At 39.0% G+C, this 18,987-nt stretch carries 23 protein-coding genes; 17 read left to right on the forward strand and 6 right to left on the reverse strand.

All coding sequences use genetic code 11. From position 1 onward, the window contains the following. The first annotated feature begins 3 nt into the window (after positions 1–3). From ATE37_RS00775 to ATE37_RS00785, 3 genes are read left to right on the forward strand one after another with little or no spacing between them, the layout of a single operon-like run. On the forward strand, positions 4–645 hold the full coding sequence (locus tag ATE37_RS00775) for an amino acid ABC transporter permease (RefSeq protein WP_084867159.1): 642 nt from the start codon (positions 4–6) through the stop codon (positions 643–645). A 10-nt stretch (positions 646–655) separates the two neighbouring features. Further along, entirely contained in the window at positions 656–1,285 is a 630-nt protein-coding gene (locus tag ATE37_RS00780; RefSeq protein ID WP_000891744.1) for an amino acid ABC transporter ATP-binding protein, read from the forward strand. Between the two features lie 15 nt (positions 1,286–1,300). Then, complete coding sequence (locus tag ATE37_RS00785) at positions 1,301–2,140, forward strand: amino acid ABC transporter substrate-binding protein (RefSeq protein WP_084867161.1); 840 nt, start codon at positions 1,301–1,303, stop codon at positions 2,138–2,140. A 227-nt stretch (positions 2,141–2,367) separates the two neighbouring features. Here ATE37_RS00785 and lysS read toward each other — a convergent pair whose 3' ends face one another. From lysS to ATE37_RS00815, 5 genes are all read right to left on the reverse strand, one after another. Then, positions 2,368–3,858: a lysine--tRNA ligase gene (gene lysS, locus ATE37_RS00795; protein WP_084867162.1), complete on the reverse strand. Its 1,491-nt coding sequence runs from the start codon at positions 3,856–3,858 to the stop codon at positions 2,368–2,370. Between the two features lie 136 nt (positions 3,859–3,994). Continuing rightward, a complete protein-coding gene (locus ATE37_RS00800) occupies positions 3,995–4,618 on the reverse strand; it encodes a histidine phosphatase family protein (RefSeq protein WP_084867164.1) in 624 nt (207 codons plus the stop codon). Continuing rightward, positions 4,618–5,100 carry an aminoacyl-tRNA deacylase gene (locus tag ATE37_RS00805; protein ID WP_084867166.1) on the reverse strand — a complete coding sequence of 161 codons (483 nt, stop codon included), beginning with the start codon at positions 5,098–5,100 and terminating at the stop codon, positions 4,618–4,620. The genes ATE37_RS00800 and ATE37_RS00805 overlap by 1 nt, the downstream gene beginning before the upstream one ends. Then, the gene (locus ATE37_RS00810; protein ID WP_487042808.1) at positions 5,100–6,020 is read right to left on the reverse strand and encodes a DUF368 domain-containing protein; all 921 of its coding nucleotides are present in this window, start codon (positions 6,018–6,020) and stop codon (positions 5,100–5,102) included. The genes ATE37_RS00805 and ATE37_RS00810 overlap by 1 nt, the downstream gene beginning before the upstream one ends. Positions 6,021–6,047: 27 nt before the next feature. Further along, entirely contained in the window at positions 6,048–6,848 is an 801-nt protein-coding gene (locus ATE37_RS00815; RefSeq protein WP_084867168.1) for a glycoside hydrolase family 25 protein, read from the reverse strand. A 154-nt stretch (positions 6,849–7,002) separates the two neighbouring features. Between ATE37_RS00815 and glmU the strand changes: the two genes are divergently transcribed. The 7 genes from glmU (at position 7,003) to ATE37_RS00850 (ending at position 12,987) form a co-directional block, all read left to right on the forward strand. Further along, a complete protein-coding gene (gene glmU / locus ATE37_RS00820) occupies positions 7,003–8,382 on the forward strand; it encodes a bifunctional UDP-N-acetylglucosamine diphosphorylase/glucosamine-1-phosphate N-acetyltransferase GlmU (protein WP_045617040.1) in 1,380 nt (459 codons plus the stop codon). Between the two features lie 9 nt (positions 8,383–8,391). Next, the gene (locus ATE37_RS00825) at positions 8,392–8,937 is read left to right on the forward strand and encodes an NUDIX hydrolase (RefSeq protein ID WP_084867170.1); all 546 of its coding nucleotides are present in this window, start codon (positions 8,392–8,394) and stop codon (positions 8,935–8,937) included. 11 nt (positions 8,938–8,948) lie between these two features. After that, positions 8,949–9,260 carry a cell wall synthase accessory phosphoprotein MacP gene (gene macP, locus ATE37_RS00830; protein ID WP_084867172.1) on the forward strand — a complete coding sequence of 104 codons (312 nt, stop codon included), beginning with the start codon at positions 8,949–8,951 and terminating at the stop codon, positions 9,258–9,260. Between the two features lie 16 nt (positions 9,261–9,276). Beyond that, positions 9,277–9,969 carry a 5'-methylthioadenosine/adenosylhomocysteine nucleosidase gene (locus ATE37_RS00835; RefSeq protein WP_084867174.1) on the forward strand — a complete coding sequence of 231 codons (693 nt, stop codon included), beginning with the start codon at positions 9,277–9,279 and terminating at the stop codon, positions 9,967–9,969. Between the two features lie 76 nt (positions 9,970–10,045). Then, positions 10,046–10,540, forward strand: a complete 495-nt coding sequence (rocS, locus tag ATE37_RS00840; RefSeq protein ID WP_000021249.1) for a chromosome segregation protein RocS — start codon at positions 10,046–10,048, stop codon at positions 10,538–10,540. Between the two features lie 81 nt (positions 10,541–10,621). Further along, entirely contained in the window at positions 10,622–11,215 is a 594-nt protein-coding gene (locus ATE37_RS00845) for a 3'-5' exonuclease (protein WP_084867176.1), read from the forward strand. A gap of 8 nt (positions 11,216–11,223) precedes the next feature. Next, on the forward strand, positions 11,224–12,987 hold the full coding sequence (locus ATE37_RS00850; protein WP_084867177.1) for a glycerophosphoryl diester phosphodiesterase membrane domain-containing protein: 1,764 nt from the start codon (positions 11,224–11,226) through the stop codon (positions 12,985–12,987). Between the two features lie 38 nt (positions 12,988–13,025). Here ATE37_RS00850 and ATE37_RS00855 read toward each other — a convergent pair whose 3' ends face one another. Then, positions 13,026–13,325 carry a YbaB/EbfC family nucleoid-associated protein gene (locus tag ATE37_RS00855; RefSeq protein ID WP_000981516.1) on the reverse strand — a complete coding sequence of 100 codons (300 nt, stop codon included), beginning with the start codon at positions 13,323–13,325 and terminating at the stop codon, positions 13,026–13,028. Between the two features lie 423 nt (positions 13,326–13,748). Between ATE37_RS00855 and ATE37_RS00860 the strand changes: the two genes are divergently transcribed. The 7 genes from ATE37_RS00860 (at position 13,749) to ATE37_RS00890 (ending at position 18,947) form a co-directional block, all read left to right on the forward strand. Beyond that, positions 13,749–14,456 carry an IspD/TarI family cytidylyltransferase gene (locus ATE37_RS00860; protein ID WP_084867179.1) on the forward strand — a complete coding sequence of 236 codons (708 nt, stop codon included), beginning with the start codon at positions 13,749–13,751 and terminating at the stop codon, positions 14,454–14,456. A 4-nt stretch (positions 14,457–14,460) separates the two neighbouring features. Continuing rightward, positions 14,461–15,483 carry a ribitol-5-phosphate dehydrogenase gene (locus ATE37_RS00865; protein WP_084867180.1) on the forward strand — a complete coding sequence of 341 codons (1,023 nt, stop codon included), beginning with the start codon at positions 14,461–14,463 and terminating at the stop codon, positions 15,481–15,483. Between the two features lie 16 nt (positions 15,484–15,499). Then, complete coding sequence (locus tag ATE37_RS00870) at positions 15,500–16,357, forward strand: phosphotransferase family protein (RefSeq protein ID WP_084867182.1); 858 nt, start codon at positions 15,500–15,502, stop codon at positions 16,355–16,357. A 1-nt stretch (position 16,358) separates the two neighbouring features. Beyond that, positions 16,359–17,237, forward strand: coding sequence for a DMT family transporter (locus ATE37_RS00875; RefSeq protein WP_000791835.1), 879 nt, complete (start codon positions 16,359–16,361; stop codon positions 17,235–17,237). A gap of 11 nt (positions 17,238–17,248) precedes the next feature. Continuing rightward, on the forward strand, positions 17,249–17,938 hold the full coding sequence (locus tag ATE37_RS00880) for a sugar phosphate nucleotidyltransferase (protein ID WP_084867184.1): 690 nt from the start codon (positions 17,249–17,251) through the stop codon (positions 17,936–17,938). A gap of 189 nt (positions 17,939–18,127) precedes the next feature. Next, complete coding sequence (locus ATE37_RS00885; RefSeq protein ID WP_000521983.1) at positions 18,128–18,604, forward strand: PTS sugar transporter subunit IIA; 477 nt, start codon at positions 18,128–18,130, stop codon at positions 18,602–18,604. 37 nt (positions 18,605–18,641) lie between these two features. Continuing rightward, the gene (locus ATE37_RS00890) at positions 18,642–18,947 is read left to right on the forward strand and encodes a PTS sugar transporter subunit IIB (protein WP_000590551.1); all 306 of its coding nucleotides are present in this window, start codon (positions 18,642–18,644) and stop codon (positions 18,945–18,947) included. Positions 18,948–18,987: the final 40 nt, after the last annotated feature.

Here is an 18,987-nt window from a genome sequence, read left to right on the forward strand (position 1 = left end):
AGTATGTCTTATATGTTTGAGATATTACCAAGTTTGTTAAACGGTGCAAGTATGACACTTCAGGTCTTTGCTCTGGTTTTAATTTTTTCAATTCCCTTAGGTATTGTCGTTGCCTTTGCTTTGAAAGTCCGTTGGAAACCCCTCCATTATCTCATTGACCTTTATATTTGGGTAATGCGAGGGACTCCTTTGCTCTTGCAATTAATCTTTATTTACTATGTTCTTCCTAGCATTGGGATACGTTTAGATCGTTTGCCTGCTGCTGTGATCGCTTTTGTATTGAACTATGCAGCCTACTTTGCAGAAATCTTTCGTGGTGGGATCGAAACCATTCCTAAAGGTCAATATGAGGCTGCAAAAGTGTTAAAATTTAGCTCCTTTGATACAGTTCGCTATGTCATTCTTCCTCAGGTTACAAAGATTGTCTTACCGAGTGTCTTTAATGAAATTATGAGTCTGGTCAAGGATACTTCTTTGGTCTATGCTTTGGGGATTTCAGATTTGATTTTGGCTAGTCGGACTGCAGCTAATCGAGATGCCAGTCTTGTGCCTATGTTTTTAGCTGGAGCAATTTATCTAATCATGATTGGTCTTGTAACCATTGTAGCGAAAAAGCTTGAGAAGAAGTACAGTTATTACAGATAGGAGGATTGCTATGTTAGAATTACGAAACATCAACAAGGCCTTTGGTGGCAAACAAATCTTAACCAATTTCAGCCTATCAATTCCTGAAAAGCAAATCCTCGCAATCGTAGGTCCATCAGGAGGTGGAAAGACAACCCTATTACGTATGCTGGCTGGACTGGAAACCATCGATTCTGGGGAAATCTACTATAACGGCGAATCGCTAGCTATAGACGAACTAGAAAAGCGCAATCTTCTGGGATTTGTTTTCCAAGATTTTCAACTCTTTCCACATTTGTCAGTTCTAGATAACTTAACTCTGTCGCCCATAAAAACGATGAGTATGGAGAAGGAAGTTGCTGAGAAGAAGGCGCGTGGTTTGTTAGAGCAACTTGGGTTAGCAGGACATGCAGATGCCTTTCCATTCTCACTTTCAGGTGGGCAAAAACAGCGGGTGGCCTTAGCGCGCGCTATGATGATAAACCCAGAAATTATTGGATATGATGAACCTACATCAGCCTTAGACCCAGAATTGCGATTAGAAGTAGAAAAACTTATCCTTCAAAATAAAGAGCGTGGGATGACTCAGATTGTTGTGACCCACGATCTTCAGTTTGCGGAAAATATTGCTGATCAGATCCTTAAGGTTGATCCAAAGTAGGAGTAGGAGGTGCCTATGAAGAGAAAGAGAATTGCCCTTGTACTTGCTCTGTTCTTTAGCTTCTTCCTGACGGCTTGTACTCAGAAGGCAAGTGATCCAAATCAGGATAATTGGGCCAAATATCAAAAGCAGGGTAGCATTACCATTGGCTTTGACAATACCTTTGTTCCCATGGGATTTGAGGAAAAGAATGGCCAGTACGCGGGCTTTGATATTGACCTAGCCCAAGCTGCCTCTGAAAAGCTAGGAATTCAGATTAAATTTCAACCCATCGACTGGGATATGAAAGAAACTGAATTACAAAATGGTACTATTGATGCCATCTGGAATGGCTATACAGCTACAGATGAACGGAAAGAGAAGGTTGCCTTTACCATTCCTTACATGGAAAATCAACAAGTTTTGGTCTCTAAAAAGTCTCAAAATATCTACTCAGTTCAGGATATGACTGACAAATTTTTAGGGGCCCAGGCTGGATCTTCTGGCTATTTGAATTTTGAAGGACAACCCGAACTACTCAAGAATCGAGTAAAAGATCAGAAGGCCAATCAATACCAAAGTTTTAATGAAGCCTTAATTGATTTGAAAAATGACCGGATTGATGCCTTGTTGATTGACCGGGTATATGCCAATTATTATCTCCAGTCTGAAGGAATATTAAATGACTACAATGTCTTTTCAGCTGGATTTGAAAGTGAAGCTTTTGCAGTTGGTGTTAGACCTGCTGATAAAACTTTGCTAGCTGCTCTGAATCAGGCTTTTATATCACTATACCAAGAAGGAAAATTCCAGGAAATCAGCCAGAAATGGTTTGGGGAAGATGTAGCCACCAGTCAAGTTAAAAATCAAGAATAAGAAAAGAGATTGAGTTTTTCCTCAGTCTCTTTTTGCATCGAAAAATCCTCTGGCAAGTACCAGAGGATAGGGGTTTATACTCAATGAAAATCAAAGAGCAAACTAGGAAGCTAGCCGCAGGCTGCTCAAAACACTGTTTTGAGGTTGTAGATAAGACTGACAAAGTCAGGAACATATATCTACGGCAAGGCAACGCTGACGTAGTTTGAAGAGATTTTCGAAGAGTATTATTTCATTGTTGGGAAGAGCAATACATCACGGATAGTGGTTGTATCAGTGAGGAGCATGCAAAGACGGTCGATACCGATACCCAAACCACCTGTTGGTGGCATACCGTATTCAAGAGCCTCGATGTAGTCGTAGTCGATACCTGTTGCCTCATCATCACCAAGTTCTTTGGCTTTAGCTTGGGATTCGAAACGGCTAAGCTGGTCGATTGGGTCGTTCAACTCAGTAAAGGCGTTACCGTATTCCTTGGTCATAATGAAGAGCTCAAAGCGGTCAGTAAAGCGTTCGTCTTCAGGGTTTTTCTTAGCGAGTGGAGAGACAGCTACTGGATGACCGTAGACAAAGGTTGGTTGAATCAAGGTTTCTTCGACAAATTCTTCAAAGAAAGCATTGATGATGTGACCAACTTCAGTGTAGTGTTTCTCAACTGGAACTTTCTTCTCAGCAGCGATAGCTTTAGCTTCTTCGAAAGTCATGTCTTGCCAGAAATCTACACCAGTAATTTCTTTGATAGCATCCACCATGTGAACACGTTTAAATGGTTCGTTGATTTTGATTTCAGTTCCTTGGTAGTTGACTGGGCCGTCACCTTTAACAGCTTTAGCAGCATGTTGGATAATGCCTTCAGTCAAGTCCATGATGTCTTGGAAGTCTGCATAAGCTTGGTAAACCTCGATAGAAGTGAACTCAGGGTTATGAGTGGCGTCCATTCCCTCGTTACGGAAGATACGCCCAATCTCGTAAACACGTTCCATACCACCAACGATGAGGCGTTTTAAGTGAAGCTCAGTTGCGATACGAAGTACCATGTCAATGTTCTGTGCATTGTGGTGCGTGATAAATGGACGAGCAGCAGCACCACCAGCTTCATTATGAAGAACAGGTGTTTCTACTTCAAGGAAACCTTTTTGATCAAGGTAACGACGGATTTCAGAGATGATTTTTGAACGAGTGACAAAACGTTCAAAGCTTTCACGATTAGAAATCAAGTCTAGGTAACGTTTACGATAGATGGTTTCAACGTCTGTCAAACCGTGGAATTTCTCTGGAAGCGGGCGAAGTGCTTTAGACAAGTGTGTGATGTGAGTTGCCTTGATAGAGAGTTCACCCATATCTGTACGCATGACTTCACCTTCGACACCGAGGAAGTCACCGAGGTCAGCCTTTTTGAAGATTTCGTAGTTTTCTTCACCGACTTCATCTTTACGAACGTAGATTTGGATTTGACCTTCTCGGTCTTGAAGATGGGCGAAGCCGACTTTACCTTTACCACGTTTACTAACTAAACGTCCAGCGATAGTAGCAGTTTCGTTTAATTCATGTAATTGTTCTTTATCGAGTTCTGCAAATTTGTCTTTTAGTTCTTGAGAGTTAGCAGTACGTTCAAAACGTTTACCGAAAGGATCAATTCCTTGTTCACGAAGCGCAGCCATTTTTTCACGGCGAACGATCTGCTGGTCATTTAGTTCTTCCATATGTTCTGTAGACATGAAATCCTCCTAATTTTACTCAAAATTTGATACGATGAGTCTTTTTGCGGTACTCCCATTTTATCATAAATAGTCAAGAAATTCACGGATATTCTTTGAAAACTAAAAAGAACTTGACCATTAAGATCAAGTTCCATTATTTTCCTTGATAGGAAGTGTCATTCCACATTTCCAGAGTGAAGGTTTCAAAATCCTTGGTTTCTAAAACTGTTAGACTAGCATTGGCTAAACCACCATCTTTTCGAAGAAGGGGCTCTTTATAACCTAGAAGGGTACGAAGACTAGCAGTGAGATTTGCACCATGACCAACAATTAGAACTCTCTTAGCCTGACTCCCCTTCAGAGATTTGATAAATTGAATGGTGCGTTGAGTTGTAGAGTAGAGGGATTCCGCTTCAAACATTCTTGTATCGAACTTAGCTAAGTTTGTACGAAAAGCCTTGATTTGTTGTGGGTAGATGGCCTCTAATGTTGCAATTTTTAATCCCTCTAGTTTTCCGAGATGCCATTCACGCAGGTCAGGAATAGCCTTTAAAGGACATTGTATCTGGAGTTGACTTTGGATAATTTCAGCAGATTTGACCGCTCTTGGTAAATCACTTGAATAAATCTCATCGAAAGGGATATTGCTGAGATATTGACCGAGCGCCTTTAAGGTATCAATAGACTCAGGAAGAAGAGGTGAGTCCCCTCCGGCACCTTGGAAACGTCCTTCAAGATTCCAGATAGTTCGGCCATGACGCACAAAATAGAGTTTCATCAGTTGTTTTCCTCCAAGATATCTGCAAAATCTGCTTTCACAAAGCTAGCCAAGTCTTGTGGAGCAATAATGATACTATGCCCGACTTCCCCAGCAGAGACGATTATTTTGTCTAAATCTAAAGCTGTTTTATCAATAAAAATAGGATAGTTGTGTTTTTGGCGAATGCCGACGGGGTTATTTGCCCCATGAATATAGCCTGTCGTTTTTTCTAGGTCTTTTTGTGGAATCATACTCACTTTTTTATTACCAGAAACCTTTGCTAGTTTTTTCTCAGCGAGGTGTTCTGTTATGGGAACGATTCCGATAATTGGGCCTGTCTTGTCCCCTAGCAGAGCCAAGGTTTTAAAGATATGTGTTCGATCATATTCCGAAGGAAGTTCTCCCTCAAGCGCATTGATTTGAATCCCTGTGTGCTCAATTCCTGCTTTGGTTAAGATTTGCTCGACAAGAGTTTTTTTAATTTTTACTTTTTTTGCCATTATTTATACTTATCCTCCAATTGACTCATCCAGATACCAAGCCAAATGCCAAGTGCAAAGAAGAAGGCGATGAGAACATAGCTCACGATGGAAAGTCCAGTGTATTGGATACTTTCAGCACTTCCAGCATTTGGAATCAAAATCAAGAGGGTGCTTGATAGCACAATCCCAATAATAAAGTGATAAACACGGGAGTGGTAGTTGTTCAAGGCATGGTCCATTAATTTTGAAAAGATAATAAGAGTTGCTCCTGCACCAATCCCGATAGGAAGGAAGGTACCAAATAAATCAAAGGTCTTAAAGCCAGTTAGCATCGGAGCGTACAGTCCTAAAATTAAGAGTAGATTTGATGGACTTAAACCAGGCACCAAGACACCTAGAGCTAAAAGAACACCTGCCAAGATGAAACTAGCGAAACTGGCGCTGAGAGAACCAACAACAAAGTTTAGCGCGTAGAGCCCTAGACCTGAAAGGATAAAGGTAGTCCAGAACCAGACTAGGTCAACCTTGTCACGATCAGATTCTCGAGTAGATTCTCTAAGGAGGCTAGGAACTGTACCGATGATAGCTCCAGCAAAACTCCATAAAACATAGACTTGGTAATTTTCTAGCAAATACTCGATTGGATAAGAAAACAAACCAATGCCTAGCAACATCCCAATAGCTACTGGGATAAAGTATAGGACATTCTCTTTAAAATCCTTAAAGGGATGAGCAAGAAAGCCAATCATTCGCTCGTAGATTCCCAAAATCGCTGCCAGAACACCACCAGAAATTCCAGGTAGGATAAATCCTAAGGCGATGACGATTCCTTTAATAACTCTTGCAATCCATGAAAACATATTAGACTCCTCAATTTCATAAATTTCTTTCTCTGTCTTATCAATTATAACACAGACGGCAAAAAAATGAAAAAGCAAGTGAAAAAGTTGCGATTTTCACTTGCTTTATGGTCTTAAAAATAGCTTTCTGAAGGTTTCTTCTTTTTCCTTATCAGTAGAAATGAGATTGATGTCTAGGTGATGTTCAAATCCTGCAATTTTTCCTTTAGAAGTATACTGATGGAGGTCATAGTCTAAATCAGTATTGGGTGTGGCCTCAAAGTAGCCTGAGTCTGTCCCATAAGAAGGAATCCAGACGGCCGAGAAATTCTTCGTATTGATGCTATGTTCTTGCATGAAATAAACACCAATGTAAATCCCAATATTTTTAGCGCCCAGCGATTCAAGTTTAGCCCGAAAAGCTTCGACTCCGTCATTCATATCGGCCATTGTTTTTTCCTCAACGTCAAGCCAGTAATAACTAGGATTATATGGAGAAGCAGAATTGTAGAAGACTTCAGCAGCTTTTTCCATTTCTTCTTTGTTCGTACCAGTTAGATAAGCATAAACGGCTACGGGGACATTGCGCTTTTGAAATTCTGAAATGTGATTTTTATAGGATTTATCAACCCCGTTGATAAAGGCTGCATCATTTGCTTCCGTGTGTTGAGTACCACTGTGCACGCGAACAATAGCTCCAGAAATATTTTGAGATAAAATATCGTAGTTTATCTCCTCCGGTCTTTGCCAACCAGAAATGTCAATAATGGGTTTATCAAGATTATGCAAGGCCTGGTTTTCAACTTGGACAGTGTTGCTTTTTGATTTGACCGAATGGTCTTCATAAGCTGGTTTATTAAAGATTAAAATAGCTATAACAATGGTGAATAGACTAAAAATAATAGCTGGATGAATCTCTTTTCTCATATCTAATTAGTTTAACGTAAATAGATAAAAAAATCAAAGAAAACGTTGAAAAGATGAATGAACTAGCATGTTTTCCCCTATTTCTCTGTTTGTTTACTCTAAGGAAGTAAATTATGGTATAATATAAGGGAATTTTTACAGAAAAGAGAATAGTGTGTCAAATTATGCCATTATTTTAGCAGCGGGTAAAGGTACTCGCATGAAATCAGATCTTCCAAAGGTACTTCATAAGGTAGCAGGAATTTCGATGTTGGAACATGTTTTTCGTAGTGTTGGTGCTATTCAACCTGAAAAAACAGTCACTGTTGTGGGACACAAGGCGGAGTTAGTTGAGCAAGTCTTGGCTGGACAGACAGACTTTGTCACCCAATCGGAACAACTAGGAACTGGGCATGCTGTCATGATGGCAGAACCCATTCTCCAAAACCGCTCTGGCCACACCTTGGTTATCGCTGGGGATACTCCTCTGATTACAGGTGAAAGCTTGAAAAACCTCTTGGATTTCCATATCAATCACAAAAATGTGGCGACTATTTTAACGGCTGAAGCAGCAGATCCTTTTGGATATGGTCGTATCGTCCGTAACGATAACGCTGAAGTTCTTCGTATTGTGGAGCAGAAAGATGCCACAGACTTTGAAAAGCAAATCAAGGAAATCAATACTGGAACTTACGTATTTGACAATGAACGTCTTTTTGAGGCCCTTAAAAACATCAACACCAACAATGCCCAAGGTGAATACTATATTACTGATGTGATTGGTATTTTCCGTAATGCGGGTGAGAAGGTTGGCGCCTATACTCTCAAGGATTTTGATGAAAGTCTTGGGGTAAATGACCGTGTGGCTCTTGCGACTGCGGAAGCAGTGATGCGTCGCCGTATCAACCAAAAGCATATGGTTAATGGTGTCAGCTTTGTCAATCCAGAAGCAACTTACATCGATGTTGATGTTGAGATTGCTCCTGAAGTCCAAATCGAAGCCAATGTTACCTTGAAAGGTCAAACGAAGATTGGGGCGGAAACTGTTTTAACAAATGGAACTTATATCGTGGATAGCGATATCGGAGCTGGAGCTGTGATTACGAATTCCATGATTGAGGAAAGTACAGTTGCAGATGGTGTGACAGTCGGTCCGTATGCTCATATTCGTCCAGGCTCAAGTCTAGCTTCCCAAGTTCACATTGGAAACTTTGTTGAAGTAAAAGGATCTTCAATCGGTGAAAATACCAAGGCAGGTCATTTGACCTATATCGGAAACTGTGAGGTAGGTAGCCATGTTAACTTTGGCGCAGGCACGATTACAGTTAACTACGACGGGAAGAATAAGTACAAGACTGTCATTGGCAATAATGTCTTTGTTGGATCAAACTCAACTATCATTGCTCCAGTGGAACTTGGTGATAATTCACTAGTTGGAGCTGGTTCAACGATTACAAAAGATGTTCCAGCTGACGCCATTGCTATTGGACGTGGACGTCAAGTTAATAAAGATGAATATGCACTACGTTTGCCTCATCATCCTAAGAATCAGTAGGAGTCTATCATGGAATTTGAAGAAAAAACGATTAGCCGGAAGGAAATCTATCAAGGTCCTATTTTTAAGCTAGTGCAAGATCAGGTGGAACTACCCGAAGGGAAGGGAACGGCCCAACGTGATTTGATTTTTCACAATGGAGGCGTATGTGTTCTAGCTGTGACAGCTGAGGATAAAATCGTCCTTGTTAAGCAATACCGAAAAGCTATTGAAGCTATCTCTTATGAAATTCCTGCTGGTAAACTGGAAATTGGTGAAAATGCAGATCCCATGTCGGCGGCTCTTCGTGAATTGGAGGAGGAAGTTGCCTATACGGGTAAGTTAGAGCTTCTATATGATTTCTACTCTGCTATTGGTTTTTGTAATGAAAAATTAAAACTCTACCTCGCAAGAGATTTAACTAAGGTGGAAAATCCTCGTCCGCAAGATGATGATGAAACCTTGGAAGTTCTAGAGGTCAGCCTTGAGGAAGCAAAAAACTTAATTCGGTCTGGCCATATCTGTGATGCCAAGACGATTATGGCAATCCAGTACTGGGAATTGCAAGAGAAATAGAGGAGTAGCCCATGGGAAAACCTTTGTTAACAAATGAAATAATCGAACGTGCCAATCGTGGGGAGAAAATCTCTGGGCCACCTCTTCAAGATGACGAGGAAACTAAAATTTTATCAACTTCTTCACAAAACTTTGGTTATTCACGTTCTAGAGACTATAATTCTATTCAAGATACTTTAACAATCGAAGTAGAGCCAACGATTCATAAGAGCCGTCGCATTGAGAATACCAAGAGAAATGTTTTTAACTCGAAACTAAACAGAATCTTATTTACAGTCATCCTTCTCTTGATTTTACTTGTGTTGGCGATGAAACTTTTGTAATAGAAAAGGAAATAAAATGAAAATTGGAATCATTGCAGCAATGCCAGAAGAGCTCCTATACTTGACTCAGAATTTAGATGGAGCACAAGAAGTCCAAGTCCTCGGAAATACTTACTACACTGGTACTGTTGGCAAGACAGAAGTTGTCCTAGTTCAGAGTGGGATTGGAAAGGTCATGTCAGCTATGAGTGTAGCGGTGTTAGCTGACCATTTCCAAGTGGATGCCGTTATCAATACAGGATCAGCAGGTGCAGTTGCAGAAGGGATTGCCGTTGGAGATGTAGTGATTGCGGATAAATTGGCTTACCATGATGTGGATGTAACTGCTTTTGGCTATGCTTATGGTCAAATGGCTGGTCAACCTCTTTACTTTGAATCCTATAAGAACTTTATCGCTAGGATTAAAGAGAATTTATCTCAATTAGAACAGACCTGGCACCTAGGCTTGATTGCTACAGGGGACAGTTTTATAGCTGGGAAGGATAAGATTGCTAGTATCAAATCCCACTTTCCAGATGTTTTAGCAGTTGAAATGGAAGGGGCAGCGATTGCACAGGCGGCTCAGGCTCTTGGCCTACCTTTCCTAGTCATTCGTGCCATGAGCGACAATGCCAATCACGAAGCTTCTATCTCTTTTGATGAGTTTATCATTGAAGCTGGACGTCGTTCTGCCCAAGTTTTACTGGCCTTTTTAAAGGCTATGGATTAAGCGGAAATTTGACAGTTTATCTAGCTTATGATAAGATTTAAGTAAAGAAAAGCTAGAAAACGTTTCAGAGGATATTATGAGTATTGAAATGACCGTCAGTGAGATTGCAGAGGTCTTAGGACTCTCTCGTCAAGCAATCAACAATCGTGTCAAAGAACTTCCAGAAGAGGACACGAAAAAAAATGACAAAGGTGTAACTGTAGTTACTCGAAGTGGCTTGATTAAGCTAGAAGAAATCTATAAAAAAACGATTTTTGAAGATGAACCAGTCAGTGATGATGTCAAACAACGCGAACTGATGGAAATCTTAGTCGATGAGAAAAACGCTGAAATTCTTCGTTTATATGAGCAGCTCAAGGCCAAAGACCAGCAGTTGGCAGAAAAAGATGAACAGATGCGTGTTAAAGATCGACAGATTGCTGAAAAGGACAAACAATTGGACCAACAGCAACAATTAACTCTTCAAGCTATGAAGGATCAAGAAAGTTTGAAACTAGAGTTGGACCAAGCAAAAGAAGAAGTTCAAGCTACCAAAAAAGGCTTTTTTGCTCGCTTATTTGGAGGAAAATAAAGAAGCTGTTTGGGTTATTCACTAACCTGATAGCTTCTTTTATTATTTATGGTTTAAATTGAGTCGGAACTGAGGTAAAAGATGGAAAAATTAAGAGATTATATTGCCTTTGATTTGGAGTTCAATCAATACGAAGGGGTTACCCATTTGATTCAAGTATCAGCAGTTCGCTTTCAAAATGGTCAAGAAATAGGTGCATTTGATTCTTATGTTCATACTACAGCGCCTTTGAAGAGTTTTATCAATGGCTTGACTGGAATCACAGCTGAAACCTTGAAAGATGCGCCAATGGTGGAACAAGTTTTAAGGGATTTTCAGATTTTTGTTGGTAATTTACCTATGGTTGGATACAATGCGTCCAAAAGTGATCTGCCTATTCTCTTGGAGCATGGCTTGGACTATCGTGACCAGTATAAGGTTGATCTATATGATGAGGCTTTTGAACGGCGTAGTTCTGACTTACACGGCATAGCCAATCTTAAATTACAAACTGTAGCGAATTTTTTAGGCTTTCACGGGAAGTCTCATAATAGTTTAGAGGACGCCCGCATGACGGCGCGTGTTTACGAAGCCTTTCTGGAATCGGATGAAGGAAAGCTATTAATAGAAGACCAGAGTAGTTTTTCGATGAATAATCCTTTCGGTGGCTTAGATTTATCCCAATTTTTAGACTAGGAGTGCTTATGAAACCTGAAAAACCTAAAAAGCTAGGTTTTAGGAAGATATACTATAACCTAGATAAGATTTTATTTCTATTTTTCTTGATTTTCATGATGGTAGAGTTTGTTTGGTTGCCATTGAATTCATGGATAGCTGGCATACTTCTAAGACAAACAGGTTACTTGTTTATCTCCTACAATAACTTTTGGGCGATTATACAAGGCTCACCCTTTGTCAGTTTAGCCTTTCTCATTTTAATAGCAATCAATCTTTTAGTGGCTTATTTTCAAATCTGTCTTTTGTTTATCGGGGCGCGTCACCTTCTCTACCATGAAAAGAGAACCCTGATTGAATATAGTCGAAAAGTCTTTCACCAGAGCTTTCTATTTGTCAAACGATTGAGCTTTTGTAAGATGGCCTTTGTCTTCTTTTATGTAGCTCTACTTTTTCCTTTTATTAGGAAAATTTTAAAAATCTACTATCTCAACAAGATTATTATCCCCGATTTTATCGTTACATATCTAGAAGATAAGAACTGGCTGGTAGGGCTGTTGATCATAGCATCTGCTTGGATCTTTCTCTACATTTCTGTTCGCTTCATGTTTGCCCTTCCTAAGATTCTCTTTGAAAGAAAGACAGTAAGAGAAAGTGTGAAATATAGTCTCCAAAAGACGAAGAAAAACGTCCTTTTCTTCTCTTGGCATCTTCTACTCATTATCATTAAAACCTATCTCTTCTTTTTTGTTTTGTTAATTCCCTTGCTCTTTGCTCAGGCGGTAATGGATAACTTTACTCAAAAAGAATCCTTGATTCTTGGTGTGATTAATTTTATCTTGATTAAAAACCTCCATTACATGACCCTGACTTATTTCCTAGTGAAGTTTGTTTCCTTCCTGACAGGAGAAGAGTTGGAGATCATGCCAAGGCGAAAGAAAGACCATCTGATGAGGTGGGGAGTCATGGGGTGTGCAAGTATCTTTTTTGCTTTAGAAGGTTATATCTATCTGGAGTCTCCGGATACCAATACACCTTTAGTGATTTCACACAGAGGAGTAAGTAATAAAAATGGTGTTCAAAATACGGTACAGTCTTTAGAAAAGACAGCCCAACTAAAACCAGACCTCGTCGAGATGGATGTGCAAGAAACGAAAGACGGTCAGTTCGTGGTGATGCACGACGCTAACCTTAAATCGCTAGCAAGAATTAATGCTACACCGCAAGACTTAACTCTGGATGAATTAACAAATACAGATATTTACGAGAATGGCTATCAAACAAAGATTTCAAGTTTTGATGATTATTTAGAACGCGCAAATGCTTTAAACCAAAAATTGCTGATTGAGATTAAAACCAGTAAAAAAGATAGTCCACAAATGATGGACCATTTTCTCGAAAAGTATGGAGCGACTATCAAGAAATATGGCCACCAGATGCAGTCACTAGACTATCATGTGATTGATAAGGTCTTGGCTTATGATTCTGAAATTCCAGTGTACTTCATTCTGCCATATAATAGTGTGTTTCCGAGAACCGAGGCGACTGGCTATACCATGGAGTATTCAACTTTGGATGAATACTTTGTCAACAAGCTCTGGACAACAGATCAGAAACTATATGTTTGGACTGTGAATAGTTCTGAGTCCTTTGATAAGGCAGTCAGACTTGGAGCAGATGGCATAATAACGGATGATCTTGAAATGGTCCAGTCACAAGTCACAATGGCTCAAGATGATCCGGAATACACGGAATTACTCTTAAAGAAAGCAATGGAATTCTTTGATTTCTAAGAAAAAAAGAGAAACAGATGTTTCTCTTTTTTTGTGGATTAGAAAGGCAATTTTCCAGCGAAAGCACCGAGTTTCTTCTTAGTCGTTTCATCAATTTGTTCAAGTGCAGCGTTAATCGCTTGCACAGTCATGTCAGAAAGGGTTTCGAGATCTTCTGGATCTACAACTGCTGGGTTGAAGTCAATGCTGACAACTTTTTTGTCTCCAGTCAGAGTTGCTTGGACAAGATCCTGAGCTGATTTTCCAACAAATTCCATGGCAGCGAGTTCTGCTTGACTTTGTTCCATTTGTTTTTGAAGTTTTTGTGCTTGGCGCATCATGTTCTGCATGTTCATCATAGCGGTTTATAGTTTCCTTTTTCTATTATTTTCTTTTTTATTTTACCAATTTTAGGAGCAAAAGTCTAACAATAGTTTAAAACATCGTAGAGATTGCTTTCTTAAATTTACAAAAATGGATGCCATAATTTTCCTAGCTTTTTCTTGTATTTCAAAAAATATGTTTAAGTTTTCTTTAAGGTTTCTATTATATTCTAAAGAACTCTATATTAACCGAACGTTGAATAAGGGGGATAGAGAATAACCTAAATTTATTTCTTAATTTGTTATGATTTTTCAGATTTTGTTGAATATTGTTCATTTTTCATCCTAAATAATGAGCCGATTCATATAGTGGCTCTTTATCTTTTCTTCATGATAGGCATATATTGTGATATAATAGATGGTAATGAGTTTTTTAGAATAAACTAAAGGAGAATATAAATGATCTATGCAGGAATCCTAGCCGGAGGAACTGGCACACGCATGGGAATCAGTAATTTACCAAAACAATTCTTGGAGTTGGGTGATCGACCTATTTTGATCCACACAATTGAAAAATTTGTCTTAGAACCAAGTATTGAAAAAATTGTAGTTGGAGTTCATGGAGATTGGGTATCTCATGCTGAGGACTTGGTTGACAAGTATCTTTCTCTTCACAAGGATCGCATCATCATTACTAAGGGTGGTGCTGATCGCAATACCAGTATCGAGAAGATTATAGAAGCTATTGATGCCTATCGTCCAATCACTCCAGAAGATATCGTGATTACGCATGACTCTGTTCGTCCTTTTATCACACTTCGCATGATTCAGGACAACATCAAGCTTGCTCAAGATCATGATGCAGTTGATACAGTAGTAGAAGCGGTTGACACTATTGTTGAAAGCACTAATGGCCAATTTATCACGGATATTCCAAATCGTGCTCACCTCTATCAAGGTCAAACACCTCAGACATTCCGCTGCAAGGATTTCATGGATTTGTATGGTTCTCTATCTGACCAAGAAAAGGAAATCCTGACGGATGCATGTAAGATTTTTGTTATCAAAGGGAAAGACGTTGCTCTAGCTAAAGGGGAATATTCAAACCTTAAAATCACAACTGTAACAGACTTGAAAATCGCGAAAAGCATGATTGAGAAAGACTAAGGCTATGATTAATCAAATTTATCAACTGACAAAACCAAAGTTTATCAATGTAAAATACCAAGAAGAGGACATTGATCAAGAGAATCATATCCTGATTCGTCCAAATTATATGGCGGTTTGTCATGCAGATCAACGTTACTATCAAGGGAAACGCGATCCAAAGATATTGGCTAAAAAGCTTCCTATGGCTATGATTCACGAGTCTTGTGGAACTGTTATTTCAGATCCAACTGGGACTTATGAAGTCGGTCAAAAGGTCGTTATGATTCCAAATCAACCGCCTATGCAGAGTGACAAGGAATTCTACGAGAACTACATGACAGGGACCTACTTCCTATCTAGTGGTTACGATGGCTTTATGCGAGAATTTGTCTCTCTTCCAAAAGATCGTGTTGTGTCTTATAATGACATTGAGGACACAGTTGCTGCCATCACCGAGTTTGTAAGTGTTGGCATGCATGCCATGGCTCGATTCCTGCATCTTGCTCATAGCAAGCGAGAGCGAATCGCTGTTATCGGAGATGGTAGTTTGGCCTTTGTGGTTGCAAATATTATCAATTACACCTTGCCAGAAGCAGAGATTATCGTCATTGGTCGCCATTGGGAAAAATTGGAGCTCTTCTCTTTTGCAAAAGAGTGCTATATCACGGATAATATCCCAGAGGATTTGACCTTTGATCATGGATTTGAGTGTTGCGGTGGTGATGGTACAGGCCCAGCTATCAATGACTTGATTCGCTATATTCGTCCACAGGGAACGATTCTCATGATGGGAGTGAGCGAATACAAGGTTAATATCAATACACGAGATGCTTTGGAAAAAGGATTGTTATTAGTAGGCTCATCTCGTTCAGGACGCGTCGATTTTGAGAAGGCCATTCAAATGATGGAAGTTAAAAAGTTTGCGAATCGTCTGAAGAATATCCTTTATGTTGAAGAGCCTGTGAGAGAAATCAAGGACATTCACCGTGTCTTTGCTACAGACCTAAATACTGCTTTCAAAACAGTATTTAAGTGGGAAGTGTAGAAGAGGGAGGTTAATTGTGGAGAAACTCATCAAAGAAAAAATTTCTTCTTTACTATCTGATGAAGAGGAAGTACTCAGTGTTGAACAGCTGGGAGGCATGACCAATCAAAACTATTTGGTTAAAACAACCAACAAACAGTATATTGTGAAATTTTTTGGTAAAGGGACTGAAAAACTCATCAATCGTCAAAATGAAAAGTACAATCTTGAACTTTTAGAGGATTTAGATTTAGATGTCAAAAATTATCTTTTTGATATTGAGTCAGGGATTAAAGTAAATGAGTACATCGAATCAGCAGTAACTCTTGATTCAACATCAATTAAGTCCAAGTTTGAAAAGATTGCACCAATTTTACAAACCATCCACGCTTCAGGGAAAAAATTGAGAGGAGAGTTTGCTCCTTTTGAGGAAATCAGAAAATATGAATCCTTGATTGAAGGAGCTGTCCCTTATGAAAATTATGAAGCTGTAAGAAAAGATGTGTTTTCACTAGAAAAGAGATTGGCTGATTTGGGTGTTGATAGAAAATCCTGTCATATCGATTTGGTACCAGAAAACTTTATCGAGTCACCGCAAGGTCGATTGTATTTGATTGACTGGGAGTACTCTTCTATGAATGACCCGATGTGGGATTTGGCAGCTCTTTTCTTAGAGTCTGAATTTACAAAGCAAGAGGAAGATGATTTCCTTTCCTACTATGAAAGTGATAAAACGCCTGTATCACGTGAGAAGATTCGTATCTATAAAATCTTGCAAGATACTATCTGGAGTTTGTGGACAGTGTATAAAGAAGCTCAAGGAGCTGACTTTGGAGATTATGGTATCAACCGTTACCAAAGAGCTGTCGAAGGTTTGACTTATTATGGAGGTTAGGATGAAGAATAAAAATGGTGTTTCCTTTGGTCTGCTCTCTGGTATCTTCTGGGGATTAGGTCTAACGATTAGTGCTTATATCTTTTCAATTTTTACCAATCTTTCACCTTTTGTGGTGGCTGCTGCTCATGATTTCTTGAGTATCTTTATCTTGTTAGCTTTTCTTTTGGTAAAAGAAGGAAAAGTTCGCCTCTCGATTTTCTTAAATATTCGAAATGTAAGTGTAATTATCGGTGCTTTGCTAGCAGGACCTATAGGTATGCAGGCCAATCTTTATGCGGTTAAATATATCGGTAGTTCTCTAGCTTCATCTGTATCGGCTATTTACCCAGCAATTTCAGTTTTGCTCGCCTTCTTCATTTTGAAACACAAGGTTTCAAAGAATACAGTATTTGGTGTTTTCTTGATTATTGCAGCGATCATTGCTCAAACCTACAAGGTTGAACAGGTTAACTCGTTTTACATTGGGATTCTTTGTGCCCTTATCTGTGCCATTGCCTGGGGGAGCGAAAGTGTTCTCAGCTCCTATGCTATGGAAAGTGAATTAAGTGAAATTGAAGCCTTGCTAATCCGACAAGTAACCTCATTCTTGTCCTATCTTGTGATTGTACTCTTTTCTCACCATTCATTTGCAGAAGTGGCAGATGGGCAATTATTCGGCCTCTTGATTGTCTTTGCGGCCTTTGATATGATTTCCTACTTAGCTTATTATATCGCTATTAATCGTTTGCAACCTGCGAAAGCAACAGGTTTGAATGTGAGCTATGTAGTTTGGACTGTCTTATTTGCAGCTATTTTCTTAGGTGCACCGCTAGATATGCTGACAATTATCACTTCACTTATTGTTATGGCTGGTGTTTATATTATTATTAAAGAATAAAGGAGATTCATGTGAAAGCGATTATTTTAGCAGCGGGATTAGGAACTCGTCTGCGCCCTATGACTGAAAATACACCAAAAGCTTTGGTTAAGGTTAATCAAAAACCCTTGGTAGAATACCAAATCGAGTTTTTGAAAGAGAGAGGAATTGATGAGATTATCATCGTTGTCGGTTACCTCAAAGAACAATTTGAATACCTAAAAGAAAAATATGGTGTCCGTTTAGTCTTTAACGACAAGTATGCTGATTACAATAACTTTTACTCACTTTATCTAGTAAAAGAAGATTTGGCTAACAGCTACGTCATCGATGCAGATAACTATCTTTTCAAAAATATGTTTCGAAACGATCTTAAACGTTCTACCTATTTTAGCGTTTATCGTGAAGACTGTACGAACGAGTGGTTCTTGGTTTACGGTGATGACTACAAGGTCCAAGACATTATTGTTGACAGCAAAGCTGGTCGCATTCTGAGCGGAGTTTCATTCTGGGATGCACCAACTGCTGAGAAGATTGTTGGCTTTATTGACAAAGCTTACGAAAGTGGTGAATTTGTTGATCTCTACTGGGACAACATGGTCAAGGATAATATCAAAGAATTAGATGTCTATGTTGAAGAATTAGAAGACAATAGCATTTATGAAATTGATAGTGTAAAAGATTACCATAAGTTAGAAGAGATTTTATCTACTATTGAGTAAGGAAAGAGAAGAAGGCTTGAGCCTTCTTTTTTTTAGATTTTAAAACAGAAATGTTTGATATTGATTATATTATTGAAACAAAACAAAAATTACAAAAAAATGAACAAAATAAAACAAAAAATATTGACAACGATTTCATATAGTGTTATACTTATACCATAAAAGATAATTGAAAGAAGGGAAAAGGTTATGGGATTAGATCATTTCTTTGACAAAAACCTGGTGTTTTGCTTAGAAGCGGATAATCAAGAACAACTTTTTAATCAGGTGGCAACCTTATTGGAAGAACGAGAAATCGTTACTCCAACTTATCGTGAAGCCTTGATCGCGCGTGAGAAGTCATTTCCAACTGGTTTAGATATGGAATTTTTGGGGAAAGATTTACCAAATGTGGCTATTCCTCATACAGATATTGTTCATAATCTAGCTGAGAAAGTAGTGGTTGTTCGATTAGAAAAACCAGTAACTTTTCACAACATGATTGCTCCTGATAGAGAGGTCGAAGTTTCACTGCTCTTCTTTATCATTAACAACTCAAGTTCCAGTCAAACGAATATTCTGGCTCAGTTGATGGATTTCTTTACAGGGAAGGATCATCTAGAAGATTTATCAAAAATTTCTGAACCAGAAAAACTTTATGCTTATATTGCTGAAGCAACAGCTTAATCTTGTCTATTAAAATATAAAATCGGAGGAAATCCAAATGATTAAAATTCTTGCTGCCTGCGGTGCAGGTGTTAACTCAAGTCACCAAATTAAAAGTGCTCTAGAAGAAGAACTCTCAAATCGTGGTTATGACGTTCACTGTGATGCAGTCATGGTGAAAGATGTAAACGAAGACCTTATCAAGGGCTACGATATCTTTACTCCAATCGCTGCAACTGACCTTGGTTTTGAACCGGGAATTCCAGTAATTGAAGCTGGACCAATCTTGTTCCGTATTCCAGCGATGAGTGCTCCAGTATTTGACAATATTGAAGCAGCTATCAAAGAACATGGACTAAGCTAATTCATTCTTTATCTTGTTAACATTCATATAACTTAGAAAA

It is taken from the genome of Streptococcus oralis subsp. tigurinus, from assembly GCF_002093575.1.
GTDB classification, from domain to species: Bacteria; Bacillota; Bacilli; order Lactobacillales; family Streptococcaceae; genus Streptococcus; species Streptococcus oralis_CH.

What these genes read in the sequence shown, in the direction of transcription:
- ATE37_RS00800 (WP_084867164.1), bottom strand. Translation starts at nt 4,618, where the DNA reads ATGAAACTCTATTTTGTGCGTCATGGCCGAACTATCTGGAATCTTGAA.
- ATE37_RS00850 (WP_084867177.1), top strand. Translation starts at nt 11,224, where the DNA reads ATGAAACCTGAAAAACCTAAAAAGCTAGGTTTTAGGAAGATATACTAT.
- ATE37_RS00825 (WP_084867170.1), top strand. Translation starts at nt 8,392, where the DNA reads ATGGAATTTGAAGAAAAAACGATTAGCCGGAAGGAAATCTATCAAGGT.
- ATE37_RS00875 (WP_000791835.1), top strand. Translation starts at nt 16,359, where the DNA reads ATGAAGAATAAAAATGGTGTTTCCTTTGGTCTGCTCTCTGGTATCTTC.
- macP (WP_084867172.1), top strand. Translation starts at nt 8,949, where the DNA reads ATGGGAAAACCTTTGTTAACAAATGAAATAATCGAACGTGCCAATCGT.
- ATE37_RS00890 (WP_000590551.1), top strand. Translation starts at nt 18,642, where the DNA reads ATGATTAAAATTCTTGCTGCCTGCGGTGCAGGTGTTAACTCAAGTCAC.
- ATE37_RS00780 (WP_000891744.1), top strand. Translation starts at nt 656, where the DNA reads ATGTTAGAATTACGAAACATCAACAAGGCCTTTGGTGGCAAACAAATC.
- ATE37_RS00855 (WP_000981516.1), bottom strand. Translation starts at nt 13,325, where the DNA reads ATGATGAACATGCAGAACATGATGCGCCAAGCACAAAAACTTCAAAAA.
- ATE37_RS00805 (WP_084867166.1), bottom strand. Translation starts at nt 5,100, where the DNA reads ATGGCAAAAAAAGTAAAAATTAAAAAAACTCTTGTCGAGCAAATCTTA.
- ATE37_RS00775 (WP_084867159.1), top strand. Translation starts at nt 4, where the DNA reads ATGTCTTATATGTTTGAGATATTACCAAGTTTGTTAAACGGTGCAAGT.
- ATE37_RS00885 (WP_000521983.1), top strand. Translation starts at nt 18,128, where the DNA reads ATGGGATTAGATCATTTCTTTGACAAAAACCTGGTGTTTTGCTTAGAA.
- rocS (WP_000021249.1), top strand. Translation starts at nt 10,046, where the DNA reads ATGAGTATTGAAATGACCGTCAGTGAGATTGCAGAGGTCTTAGGACTC.
- ATE37_RS00865 (WP_084867180.1), top strand. Translation starts at nt 14,461, where the DNA reads ATGATTAATCAAATTTATCAACTGACAAAACCAAAGTTTATCAATGTA.
- ATE37_RS00785 (WP_084867161.1), top strand. Translation starts at nt 1,301, where the DNA reads ATGAAGAGAAAGAGAATTGCCCTTGTACTTGCTCTGTTCTTTAGCTTC.
- ATE37_RS00835 (WP_084867174.1), top strand. Translation starts at nt 9,277, where the DNA reads ATGAAAATTGGAATCATTGCAGCAATGCCAGAAGAGCTCCTATACTTG.
- ATE37_RS00860 (WP_084867179.1), top strand. Translation starts at nt 13,749, where the DNA reads ATGATCTATGCAGGAATCCTAGCCGGAGGAACTGGCACACGCATGGGA.
- lysS (WP_084867162.1), bottom strand. Translation starts at nt 3,858, where the DNA reads ATGTCTACAGAACATATGGAAGAACTAAATGACCAGCAGATCGTTCGC.
- ATE37_RS00845 (WP_084867176.1), top strand. Translation starts at nt 10,622, where the DNA reads ATGGAAAAATTAAGAGATTATATTGCCTTTGATTTGGAGTTCAATCAA.
- ATE37_RS00815 (WP_084867168.1), bottom strand. Translation starts at nt 6,848, where the DNA reads ATGAGAAAAGAGATTCATCCAGCTATTATTTTTAGTCTATTCACCATT.